The 11,826-nt window shown below is 66.5% G+C and carries 9 protein-coding genes and 1 pseudogene; 8 read left to right on the top strand and 2 right to left on the bottom strand.

Annotation, left to right across the window (positions count from 1 at the left end):
- Positions 1-4: 4 nt before the first annotated feature.
- Positions 5-2,592, bottom strand: a pseudogene (locus tag AC3WRI_RS12360) ([protein-PII] uridylyltransferase).
- An 87-nt stretch (positions 2,593-2,679) separates the two neighbouring features.
- On the bottom strand, positions 2,680-3,498 hold the full coding sequence (map, locus tag AC3WRI_RS12355; RefSeq protein WP_010809602.1) for a type I methionyl aminopeptidase: 819 nt from the start codon (positions 3,496-3,498) through the stop codon (positions 2,680-2,682).
- Positions 3,499-3,834: 336 nt separating this feature from the next.
- On the opposite strand from map, the gene rpsB reads away from it, so the two are divergent.
- From rpsB to rseP, 8 genes are all read left to right on the top strand, one after another.
- Positions 3,835-4,581: a 30S ribosomal protein S2 gene (gene rpsB / locus AC3WRI_RS12350; RefSeq protein ID WP_010809601.1), complete on the top strand. Its 747-nt coding sequence runs from the start codon at positions 3,835-3,837 to the stop codon at positions 4,579-4,581.
- Between the two features lie 296 nt (positions 4,582-4,877).
- Positions 4,878-5,756 carry a translation elongation factor Ts gene (gene tsf / locus AC3WRI_RS12345; protein ID WP_010809600.1) on the top strand — a complete coding sequence of 293 codons (879 nt, stop codon included), beginning with the start codon at positions 4,878-4,880 and terminating at the stop codon, positions 5,754-5,756.
- Between the two features lie 271 nt (positions 5,757-6,027).
- Positions 6,028-6,738, top strand: coding sequence for a UMP kinase (pyrH, locus tag AC3WRI_RS12340; protein WP_010809599.1), 711 nt, complete (start codon positions 6,028-6,030; stop codon positions 6,736-6,738).
- Positions 6,739-6,848: 110 nt separating this feature from the next.
- Entirely contained in the window at positions 6,849-7,409 is a 561-nt protein-coding gene (gene frr, locus AC3WRI_RS12335) for a ribosome recycling factor (RefSeq protein WP_010809598.1), read from the top strand.
- Between the two features lie 44 nt (positions 7,410-7,453).
- A complete protein-coding gene (gene uppS / locus AC3WRI_RS12330; RefSeq protein ID WP_011615471.1) occupies positions 7,454-8,224 on the top strand; it encodes a polyprenyl diphosphate synthase in 771 nt (256 codons plus the stop codon).
- Between the two features lie 36 nt (positions 8,225-8,260).
- The gene (locus tag AC3WRI_RS12325) at positions 8,261-9,082 is read left to right on the top strand and encodes a phosphatidate cytidylyltransferase (RefSeq protein WP_010809596.1); all 822 of its coding nucleotides are present in this window, start codon (positions 8,261-8,263) and stop codon (positions 9,080-9,082) included.
- Positions 9,083-9,093: 11 nt separating this feature from the next.
- Entirely contained in the window at positions 9,094-10,275 is a 1,182-nt protein-coding gene (gene ispC, locus AC3WRI_RS12320; RefSeq protein ID WP_010809595.1) for a 1-deoxy-D-xylulose-5-phosphate reductoisomerase, read from the top strand.
- A gap of 106 nt (positions 10,276-10,381) precedes the next feature.
- Positions 10,382-11,785: an RIP metalloprotease RseP gene (gene rseP, locus AC3WRI_RS12315; RefSeq protein ID WP_010809594.1), complete on the top strand. Its 1,404-nt coding sequence runs from the start codon at positions 10,382-10,384 to the stop codon at positions 11,783-11,785.
- The last annotated feature ends 41 nt before the right edge of the window (positions 11,786-11,826 follow it).

The following is an 11,826-nucleotide window of genomic DNA, read 5'->3' as shown; positions in this document are numbered from 1 at the left end:
CGCCTCAGATGGCGAGGGCGGCGAGCAAGTCCTGTTCAAGCTGAATCTGCAATCGGTTGTCGGGCGCCCCGCCAGGCGGCTGCCCTCGACCAGGAACACGTCTTCGACGCGTTCGCCCAGGGTGTTGATGCGTGCCGTGTGGACGGATACGCGATGCCGTGCCAGTACGCGGGCGATGGCGTACAGCAGGCCGGTGCGGTCGTTGGCGGACAGCGACAGCAGGTAATACTGGCCGCGCTCGTCGGGGCGCAGGTCCACGCGCGGCTTGATCGGGAAGCTGCGCGACTGGCGCGACAGCCGCCCCTGCGTGGGTTCGGGCAGTGCGCCTTGCAGGCGCAGCCGCTCGCACAGTTCGTGCTCGACCAGCGCGATGATGTCGCGGTAGCTGCCGCCGTCGCCGGCCATGCCGGGGTCGGTGACCTGGAACGTGTCCAGCGCGTAGCCGTGGCGCGTGGTGTGGATCTTGGCGTCCTGGATCGAGAATGCCTTGCGCTCGAAGTAGCCGCAGATGCGCGCGAACAGGTCGGGCTGGTCCTTGACGTAGACCGCCACCTGCAGGCCTTCGCCGGCGGGGGAGACGCGTGCCTTGACCACCGGCGTGGGGCTGTCCACCTTGTTGTACAGGTGGCGCGTGAGCCAGGCGATATCGTGCGAATCGTGGCGCAGGAAGAAGGCCACGTCGAGCTGCGCCCACAGGGACTTGCCCAGCGCCGGGTCGAAGGCCTTCAGGCGCAGCTCGGAGATGGTGTCTTCCTTGCGCTGCGACCACAGCGAATGCGAATCCACGCGCGCGCCGCCGAGCACGCGCAGCGTGATGTGGTACAGGTCTTCCAGCAGCTTGCCCTTCCACGCGTTCCATACCTTGGGGCTGGTGCCGCGGATGTCGGCCACGGTCAGCAGGTAGAGCGCGGTCAGGTAGCGTTCGCTGCCGACCACGCGGGCAAAGGCGTGGATCACATCGGGATCGGTCAGGTCCTGCTTCTGCGCCACGTGGCTCATGGTCAGGTGGTGCTCGACCAGCCAGCAGACCAGGTCGGCGTCTTCGCGCGCAATGCCGTGCTGCTTGCAGAAGCGACGCGCATCCACGGTGCCAAGCTTCGAGTGGTCGCCGCCGCGGCCCTTGGCGATGTCGTGGAACAGCGCTGCCACCCACAGCACCCACGGCTTGTCGAAGCTGGCCATCAGCTGGCTGCAGAATGGGAACTCGTGGGTGTGCTCGACGATGGCGAAGCGGCGCATGTTGCGCACCACCATCAGGATGTGCTGGTCCACGGTGTAGACGTGGAACAGGTCGTGCTGCATCTGGCCGACGATGCGCCGGAAGTTGATCAGGTAGCGGCCCAGCACGCTGGTCTGGTTCATCAGGCGCAGCGCGTGGGTGATGCCCTGCGGCTCCTGCATGATGGCCAGGAACAGGCGGCGGTTTTCCGGATCGTTGCGCCAGCCCGCATTCATCACGGTGCGCGCGTTGTACAGCCCGCGCAGCGTGCGCGGCGACAGGCCTTTCACGCCGGGCGTGCGCTGGTACAGCAGGAAGGTTTCCAGGATCGCGTGCGGGTCGCGTTCATAGATGTCGTCGCTGGTGATTTCCAGCATGCCCTGGCGCTCGACAAAGCGCTCGTTGAGCACGCGCGTCACCTGAGACTCGCTCGGGAACAGCATCGCCTCGATGTTCAGCAGCAGCACGCTGTTGAGCTGCGTGACCGCCTTGGCCGCCCAGTAGTAGCGGCGCATCAGTTGTTCGCTGGCGCGCTTGCTGGTGGTCTGGCGATAGCCGAAGGACTCCGCCAGCGCGGTCTGCAGGTCGAATACCAGCACGTCCTGGCGCCGGCCGGCCACCAGGTGCAGGCGCGCGCGGATGGTCTTGAGCAGGCGCTCGTTGCGCGCGAGCTCCTGCGCTTCGCGCTGCGTCAGCAGGCCGCGCTCGAAAAGTTCTTTCCAGCTGTCGCCCAGGCCCGCCGCCTTGGTCATCCACAGGATCACCTGCAGATCGCGCAGGCCGCCGGGGCTTTCCTTGCAGTTGGGCTCGAGCGAGTAGGGCGTGTCCTGGTACTTGGCGTGGCGCTGGCGCATTTCCAGCAGCTTGGCCTGGAAGAACGCGGCCGGGTCCAGGTCGGCGAGGTAGCGCGTACGCATCGACTCGAACAGCTTGCGGCTGCCGGTCAGCAGCCGCGCTTCCAGCAGCGAGGTCTGGATGGTGACGTCCTGGCGCGACTCGCGGATGCAATCGTCCACGGTGCGCACCGAAGAGCCGATCTCCAGCCCGAGGTCCCAGCACAGGCCGATAAAGCGCTCCAGGCGCCCGGTGGTGTCCTGGTCTGGCTCCGCGGGCAGCAACAGCAGCACGTCGACGTCGGAGTAAGGCAGCAGCTCGCCGCGGCCATAGCCGCCCACCGCCACCAGCGCCGCGCCCGCGGGCATCCCCAGGCCGCGCCAGGCTTCCACCAGCCCGGCGTCGACGGCGCGGCGCAGCCGCGTGATCAGCGTGCCGACATTGGCGCTGATGTTGAAGTCGGCAAACAGTGCCTGCTTGTCGGCTTTGAGCTGGTCGCGCACGCGCGCGGCAAGCAGCAGTTCCGGCGTGGTGTCCATGGTGGTGGCGGGCTCGGCGAGCGGATTGGTGGGCACGGCTGGAAAAAGAAAGGCGCCCGGTCAGGCGCCCCTGGCTTCAGTGCGACCTCAGGCCGCGACGGAATCGGTGATAAAGGCCGGCGGCGCCGGGCTCCCGGCCGATACCGTGAGGACCTCGTAGCCGGTCTCCGTGACCAGCACGGTGTGCTCCCACTGCGCCGACAGGCTGCGGTCGCGGGTCTTGACCGTCCACTGGTCGGGCATGGTGCGGATATCGCGCTTGCCGGCGTTGATCATCGGCTCAATGGTGAAGATCATGCCGGCCTTGATCTCGGCGCCGGTGCCCGGGCGGCCGTAGTGCAGGATCTGCGGGTCTTCGTGGAAGTTCTTGCCGATGCCGTGGCCGCAGTACTCGCGCACCACGCTGTAGCCGGCGGCTTCGGCGTGTATCTGGATGGCGTGGCCGATGTCGCCCAGACGGGCGCCGTGGCGAACCTGCGCGATACCCTTCCACATGCATTCATAGGTCACCTGCGACAGGCGCTTGGCCAGGATCGAGCCCTCGCCGACGATGAACATGCGGCTGTTGTCGCCGTAGTAGCCTTCCTTGGTGATGACCGTGATGTCCAGGTTGATCGCGTCACCGTTCTTCAGCACGCGGTCGCCCGGAATGCCATGGCAGATCACGTCGTTGACCGAGGTGCAGATCGCGCCGGGGAAGGGCGGATAGCCGGGGGGGGCATAGTTCAGGCACGCCGACACAGTGCCTTGCACTTCACGCATGTAGGCGTGGCACAGGCGGTCGATCTCGCCGGTGGTGATACCTGGCTGAACGAAGGGCGTGATGTAGTCGAGGACCTCGGACCCAAGGCGGCAAGCCACGCGCATCTGGGCGATGTCTTCGGCGGTGTTCAGGTGAATGCTCATGCTGCGTCGCCAAAAAAGTGATGGCGAGGCCACTGGCCGCGCCGAAATCGAAAGGTCAATGTAGGATTATCGCACCATCGGGGCCAGATCGCAGCCTGTGCGCGCCGGTGCTGGGCGGAGTCCGCAGGGCGCCAGGAAGCCGGGCGGCTTGAGTGGGCCGCACTTTTGTTGCTACAATAGCGGGCTGACTTGGTTGCGGCGCAGCATTGCGTGCGCCAGGCCGGTATTTTGCAGGATTATTCCTGCTGTCGTTTGAAATCGCTGGCCCGCCTATCCGGGGTGTTCCTTTTCAGGAATGTCGGGGCGGGCTTCAGACCTAACCCTCTGGAGTTTTACATGTCCGTTACCATGCGCGAAATGCTGGAAGCCGGTTGCCACTTCGGCCACCAGACCCGCTTCTGGAACCCGAAGATGGCCCCCTTCATCTTCGGTCATCGCAACAAGATCCACATCATCAACCTCGAAAAGACGTTGCCGATGTTCCAGGACGCAATGAAGTATGTGCGTCAGCTGGCAGCCAATCGCGGCACCATCCTTTTCGTGGGCACCAAGCGCCAGTCGCGCGAAATCCTGGCTGAAGAAGCTGGCCGTGCCGGCATGCCCTACGTCGACGCCCGCTGGCTCGGCGGCATGCTGACCAACTTCAAGACGGTCAAGACCTCGATCAAGCGCCTGAAGGACATGGAAGCCGCCAAGGAAGCCGGCGCGCTGGAAACCATGAGCAAGAAGGAAGCGCTGATGTTCGAGCGCGAGATGCTCAAGCTGGAAAAGTCGATCGGCGGCATCAAGGACATGGGCGGCGTTCCGGACGCGATCTTCGTGGTCGACGTCGGCTACCACAAGATTGCCGTGACCGAAGCCAACAAGCTGGGCGTGCCGGTGATCGGCGTGGTTGATACCAACCACTCGCCGGAAGGCATCGACTACGTGATCCCGGGCAACGACGACTCGAGCAAGGCCGTGGCCCTGTACGTGCGCGGCGTGGCCGACGCGATCCTGGAAGGCCGTGCCAACGCGGTGCAGGAAGTGGTTGAAGCCGCTCGCGGCGGCGACGACGAATTCGTCGAAGTGCAGGAAGGCTGATTGCCCGCCGCCTGATTGCCGGAAAGGAACCCGCTAGCGCGCATCGTCACCGCACGACAGACAAGCAACGCTTGCCGCCCGTCATCACGGGCTGCGCGCAAGGCGAAAGCCGGGGTACGCCGGCAGCCGGGCAAGAAGGGCAATTAAAAGGGGGCACATCTGGCGCCCCCTTTTTTTGAATTTGAATTGTTGTCATCCGCCGCAGGCAGTATCTGCCGCGGGTGTGCTGTAGACCCACCGACCGGGTGCCGCAGGCGACTGCCGGCAGCCGGCGTGAACCATTCAAGGAGTGACAAATGGCGGCAATTACCGCAAGCATGGTTGCAGAACTGCGCGCGAAGACCGACGCGCCGATGATGGAGTGCAAGAAGGCCCTGACCGAGGCCGACGGCGACCTGGACAAGGCCGAAGAGCTGCTGCGCGTCAAGCTGGGCAACAAGGCCAGCAAGGCCGCCTCGCGCGTGACTGCCGAAGGCGTGGTCGCATCGTTCATCGACGGCACCACCGGCGTGCTGGTCGAACTGAACTGCGAGACCGATTTCGTCTCCAAGAATGACGACTTCCTCGCGTTCTCGGCCAAGGTCGCCGAACTGATCGCCAAGCAGAACCCGGCCGACGTGGCCGCCCTGTCGGCGCTGGAAATCGACGGCGTGAGCGTTGAAGCCACCCGCACGGCCCTGATCGGCAAGATCGGCGAGAACCTGACGATCCGCCGCTTTGCCCGCTACGCCAACGGCGGCAAGCTGGTTTCGTACCTGCACGGCACCCGCATCGGCGTGATGGTCGAGTTCGATGGCGACGAAGCCGCCGCCAAGGACGTGGCCATGCACGTGGCCGCCATGAAGCCGGTGTCGCTGTCGGCCGAGCAGGTCCCCGCCGACCTGATCGCCAAGGAGCGCAGCATTGCCGAGCAGAAGGCTGCCGAGTCGGGCAAGCCGGCCGAGATCGTCGCCAAGATGGTCGAGGGTTCGGTGCAGAAGTACCTGAAGGAAGTCTCGCTGTTCAACCAGCCGTTCGTGAAGAACGACAAGCAGACGGTTGAGCAGATGCTGAAGGCCGCCAACACGACCGTGAAGGGCTTCACCCTGTTCGTGGTGGGCGAAGGCATCGAGAAGAAGCAGGACGACTTTGCCGCTGAAGTGGCCGCCCAGGTTGCCGCTGCCCAGAAGGGCTGATGTCCGGGGCGCCGCGGACTGCCCGTTCGGGCTGGTCCGGGCGCCTATAATGCCGCAGGGGCGCCGTAAGGTGCCCCTCTGCATAAGTAGTGCGGCGCTGCGCAGGCCGCGTTGCACCGCAGCAGCCAGTTTCCGTGGTGGTCCGGCAGTCCGGGGCACCCCGAAAACCGGCTTTCTTCCGCCGGCGCCACGAGGATCCGTGCCGCCGGTGCCAAAACATACGTCTCAAGATCGTCTCAACCGAGCGATTTGCTCCTGTCCGAGGGTGAACATGCCAGCCTACAAGCGCGTCCTTCTGAAACTGTCCGGTGAAGCCCTGATGGGCGACGATGCCTTCGGCATCAACCGCTCCACCATCGAGGCGATGGTGAACGACATTGCCGAGATCGTGAAGCTCGGTGTGCAGGTCGCGGTGGTCATCGGCGGCGGCAACATCTTCCGCGGCGTCGCCGGCGGCGCCGCCGGCATGGACCGCGCCACCGCGGACTACATGGGCATGCTGGCCACCATGATGAACGCACTGGCGCTGCAGGACGCGATGCGCCACGCCAATATCGAGGGCCGCGTGCAGTCCGCGCTGCGCATGGACCAGGTGGTCGAGCCCTATATCCGCCCGCGCGCGATCCGCCAGCTGGAAGAGGGCAAGGTGGTGATCTTCGCCGCCGGCACCGGCAACCCGTTCTTCACCACCGACACCGCCGCCGCGCTGCGTGGCTCGGAAATCGGTGCCGAGGTCGTGCTCAAGGCGACCAAGGTGGACGGCGTGTACACCGCCGACCCCAAGAAGGACCCGAGCGCGACGCGCTACACCACCATCAGCTTCGACGAGGCCATCTCGCGCAATCTGCAAGTGATGGACGCCACCGCCTTCGCCCTGTGCCGCGACCAGAAGCTGCCGATCAGGGTGTTCTCGATCGTCAAGCCGGGCGCGCTCAAGCGCATCATCCTGGGCGAGGACGAAGGTACGCTGGTGCACGTCTGAGGCAGGGCGCCAGACGCCGGGCTGCTGGCATCCGGCCGGGCAAAGGGTAGAATGATTCATTTTCGATCCCCGCCAGGGGGATCATGGTTGGCTGATTTCCGGAGGTAAAAATGAGCGTCGCCGACACAAAGAAGAGCGTCGAGCAGAAAATGCAGAAGTCGATCGAAGCCTTCAAGGCCGATCTGGCGAAGATCCGCACTGGCCGTGCCCACACCGGCCTGCTTGACCACGTTCAGGTGGACTACTACGGCTCGATGGTTCCCATCAGCCAGGTCGCGGCAGTCGGCCTGGCCGATGCGCGTACCATCACGGTGCAGCCCTGGGAAAAGAAGATGGTGGGCGCGGTCGAGAAGGCCATCCGCGACTGCGACCTGGGCCTGAACCCGGCCACCATGGGTGAAGTGATCCGCGTGCCGATGCCCGCACTGACCGAAGAGCGCCGCAAGGAGCTGACCAAGGTCGTCAAGGGCGAGGCCGAGGGCGCCAAGGTTGCCGTGCGCAACCTGCGCCGCGATGCCAACGAGCAGTTCAAGAAGCTGGTCAAGGACAAGACCATCTCCGAGGACGACGAGCGCCGCGGCCAGGACGAAGTGCAGAAGCTGACCGACAAGTACGTGGCCGAGATCGACAAGATGGTCGCCGAGAAAGAGAAGGAGATCATGACGGTCTGACCCCGTCCCGGCATGGCCGGGGCAGTCAACGACCGTCTGCCATCATGCAGCACATCAGTTCAACGCTCGACGTACCCGATACCTCCTACGTCCCCCGTCACGTTGCCATCATCATGGACGGCAACGGCCGCTGGGCGACCCAGCGGCACCTGCCGCGCGTTGCCGGGCACACCCGGGGGCTGGACGCGGTGCGCGCGGTGGTGGAAGCCAGCGCCGCCCGCGGCGTGCAGTTCCTGACGCTGTTCGCCTTCAGTTCCGAGAACTGGCGGCGCCCGGCGGACGAGGTCTCGTTCCTGATGCGGCTGTTCATGATGGCCCTGCGGCGCGAAGTGGTGAAGATGCACGCCAACAACATCCGGCTGCGGGTGGTGGGCGACCTGGCCCGCTTCAGCCCCCGCATCCAGCAGCTGATCCGCGATGCCGAGGCGCGCACGGCCGGCAACACCGGCCTGACCGTGACCATCGCCGCCAACTACGGCGGCCGCTGGGACCTGCTGCAGGCCATGCGCAAGATGCTGGCGCGCTCGCCCATGCTCGACCCGGCCTCGATCGACGAATCGGTGCTGGCGCCGCACCTGGCGATGGCCTATGCGCCGGAGCCGGATCTGTTCATCCGCACCGGCGGCGAACAGCGCATCAGCAACTTCCTGCTGTGGCAGCTGGCGTATTCCGAGTTGTATTTCACGGACGTTTTCTGGCCGGATTTCGACGCAGCGGAACTGGACAAGGCCTTCGCCTCGTACCGCCAGCGCGAACGCCGTTTCGGCCGCACCAGCGCACAGCTGGTTGCCCCGGGACTATCGGGTACGGCCTGAGCCTGGCTACTCCAACCTCTCACGGGACTGCAGCGCATGCTCCTCACCCGCGTCATCACCGCCCTGTGCCTGTTGCTGCTGATCCTGCCAATCCTGTTCCTGGCACCGCCCGCGGCTCTGGCCGGGCTGGTGGCCGTGATCGTGCTGCTGGCCGGCTGGGAATTCGGCCGCCTGATCGGGCTGCGCGGGCCGTGGCCCTATGTCTATGCGCTGGCATGCCTGATCGCGGCCATTGCCTGGCATGACCTGCCGCTGCGCCACGCCACCACCTGGCTGCTCGAAGCCGCGGTAGTGTGCTGGGGCATCGCAGTGGTGCTGCTGGCGCGCGGCGTGCGTTCCGCGACGCCGTCGTTCACCGCCCTGGGCGCGGTGCTGGGGCTGGTGATGCTGCCCGCCTTCGCCCATGCCACCATGATCCTGCGCGGCGCCGGCATCGGCGTGCTGCTGACCGCGGCCGTGCTGGTGTGGGCGGCCGATATCGGCGCGTATTTCACCGGCAAGGCCATCGGCCGGCGCAAGCTTGCGCCTGGCATCAGCCCGGGCAAGTCCTGGGAAGGCGCCATCGGCGGCTGGCTGCTGGCGCTGGTGATCGGCCTGGCGCTCGCCGCCAGCCATGCCTTTGCACCGACCTGGTTCTCCGCGATGGGCGACCGCGGCGGGCTGGCCTACGTGGCGGTGCTGACCACGCTGCTGGTCGCCGCGAGCGTGGTCGGCGACCTGTTCGAATCGCTGCTCAAGCGCCAGGTCGGCAAGAAGGACAGCAGCCGGCTGCTGCCCGGCCATGGCGGCGTGCTGGACCGCATCGACGCCTTGCTGCCAGTGTTCCCGCTGGCGGCCCTGATGCTGATTTTTCTCTGAAGCCGTCTGCTATGCATCGCATTACCATCCTGGGCGCCACCGGCTCCATTGGCGAAAGCACGCTCGACGTCGTCAGGCGCCATGCCGACCGCTATGTGGTGCATGCGCTGACCGCCCACCGGCAGGTGCGCAAGCTGGCTGACCAGTGCGTTGAATTCCGCCCGGCCCGCGCCGTGGTGGGGACCGCCGAGGCAGCGCTCGAACTGGAAACCCTGCTGCGCGATGCCGGCGTGAAGACCGAGGTCAGCCACGGCGAAGCCGCGCTGGAATCCGTGGCCGCCGATGCGCAGACCGATTCGGTGATGGCCGCCATCGTCGGCGCCGCCGGCCTGCGCCCGACGCTGGCGGCAGCACGTGCCGGCAAGCGCGTGCTGCTGGCCAACAAGGAAGCGCTGGTGATGTCCGGGCGCATCTTCATGGATGCGGTGCGCGAGCACGGCGCCACCTTGCTGCCGATCGACAGCGAGCACAACGCCATCTTCCAGTGCCTGCCGGCCGACGATCCGCGCTACGGCCGGGGCGTTGCCAGGGTGCTGCTGACCGCGTCGGGCGGGCCGTTCCGCACGCGCGACCCGGCCACGCTGCACGATATCTCCCCCGACCAGGCCTGCGCCCATCCCAACTGGGTCATGGGCCGCAAGATCTCGGTCGATTCCGCCACCATGATGAACAAGGGCCTCGAAGTCATCGAGGCGCACTGGCTGTTCGGCGCCCCCGCCGAGCGCATCGAGGTACTGATCCATCCGCAGAGCATCGTGCATTCGATGGTGGCCTACACCGACGGCTCGGTGCTGGCGCAACTGGGCAACCCGGACATGCGCACGCCGATCGCCTATGGCCTGGCGTATCCGGAGCGGATCGATGCGGGGGTCACGCCGCTGGACCTGACCGTGGCTGGGGGCTTGCATTTCGAGAAGCCGGACCTGGTGCGCTTCCCGTGCCTGGGCCTGGCCTTCGATGCACTGCGCGCCGGCGGTGTGGCGCCGGCGGCCCTCAATGCAGCCAACGAGGTGGCGGTCGAGGCATTCCTGGGCGGTACAGTGCGCTTCACGGACATTGCCGGTATCGTCCGGCAGGTGCTTGAGGCGACACCCCAGGGGCCTGCCGATACGCTCGAAGCGGTGCTGTCAGCCGACGCGCTGGCGCGCGAGGCGGCACGCGAGGGCGTGGCCGCCCTGGCTGCAAAGCGCTGATCCGGCGGGGCGGCTTGCCGCATCTGCGACAATAGCGGCTGCGGCGGCCCCGGATCCCCGGGGCCCGGCGCGCCAGTCCTGCCATCGTTACCGACGTCCCGACTCCATGCAAACCGTACTCGCTTTCATCGTTGCCCTGTGCGTGCTGATCTATGTGCACGAAATGGGGCACTACCTCGCCGCGCGCGCCTGCGGCGTGAAGGTGCTGCGTTTCTCGATCGGCTTCGGGCGGCCCTTGCTGCGCTGGATCTCGAAAAGCCGCGACCGGACCGAATGGACGGTGGCGGCGATCCCGCTGGGCGGTTATGTCAAGATGCTGGACGAGCGCGAGGTCGACCCCGAGCGCGACACGCCGATCGACCCGGCCGACCTGCCGCGGGCTTTCAACCGCCAGCCGGTCGGCAAGCGCTTCGTGATCGTGGCGGCCGGCCCGCTGGCCAATTTTGCACTGGCAATCGTGCTGTATTTCGCGCTCTTTGCCGGCGGCATGCGCGAACCCGTGCCGGTGGTGGCGGCGCCCGCGGCCGGCACCATGGCGGCGCAGGCCGGCGTGCGCGAAGGCGACCGGGTGCTGTCGCTGACCGCCAATGACCATACCGAAGCAGTGCGATCCTGGAATGACCTGCGCATGGCCGTATTCGCCGAGGGCTTTGGCGATGCGCGCGCCGTGCTGCGCGTGCGCGGCGCCGACGGGGCCGAGCGCGACGTAACGCTGCCGCGCCTGCCCAATACCGGCGGCAATCCCGAGCAGGATCCGCTGGCCACGCTGGGCCTGAACCTGAAGGGCGGGCCGGTGACGATTACCGAGGTGCTGCCGGACTCGGCCGCCGAGCGCGCCGGACTGAAAAAGGACGACCGCATCGTTGCCTGGCAGGGCAGCCCGCTCACGCAGGCCAGCGCGCTGATCAAGGCGGTGCGCAGCCAGCCCGGCCAGACCGTGACACTGGGCATCGAGCGCGACGGCAAGCGCCTGGACGTGCCGGTGACGCTAGACACCGCCGTGGCGCGCGATGGCGCCAAGGACGCGAGTGGCGCCACCGCGGCGCCGGCGGGCAAGCTCGGCGCGGCGCTCAGCCAGGCGGTGCAGATGGAAACCGTGCGCTACCGGCCGGACCAGGCGCTGGCGCGCGCGGCCGGCCAGGTCTGGGACACCAGCGCGCTCTCGCTCAAGCTGCTGGGCAAGATGCTGGTGGGGCAGGCTTCGCTGCAGAACCTGAGCGGTCCGCTGACCGTGGCGGACTACGCGGGGCGTGCCGCAAACCTTGGCCTGCAGGCCTTTGTCAGCTTCCTGGCACTGGTCAGCGTAAGCCTTGGCGTACTCAATTTGTTACCCATTCCGGTTCTGGATGGGGGGCATTTGCTGTATTATTGCGTGGAATTTTTGACTGGCCGGCCCGTCCCAGACCACTGGCAGGCAATGCTGCAGAAGGTTGGCATCGCCTGCATCTTGCTCCTGACTTCGCTCGCTTTGTTCAATGACGTCAGCCGAATGTTTCTGGCGAACGGCTAGAAACGTGTGTCGGCAAGGGGGCGGTGGTGTCGTCGGGCACC

The organism is Cupriavidus sp. FW305-27, from assembly GCF_058787995.1.
This window is presented reverse-complemented; position numbering and strand designations above follow the sequence as displayed.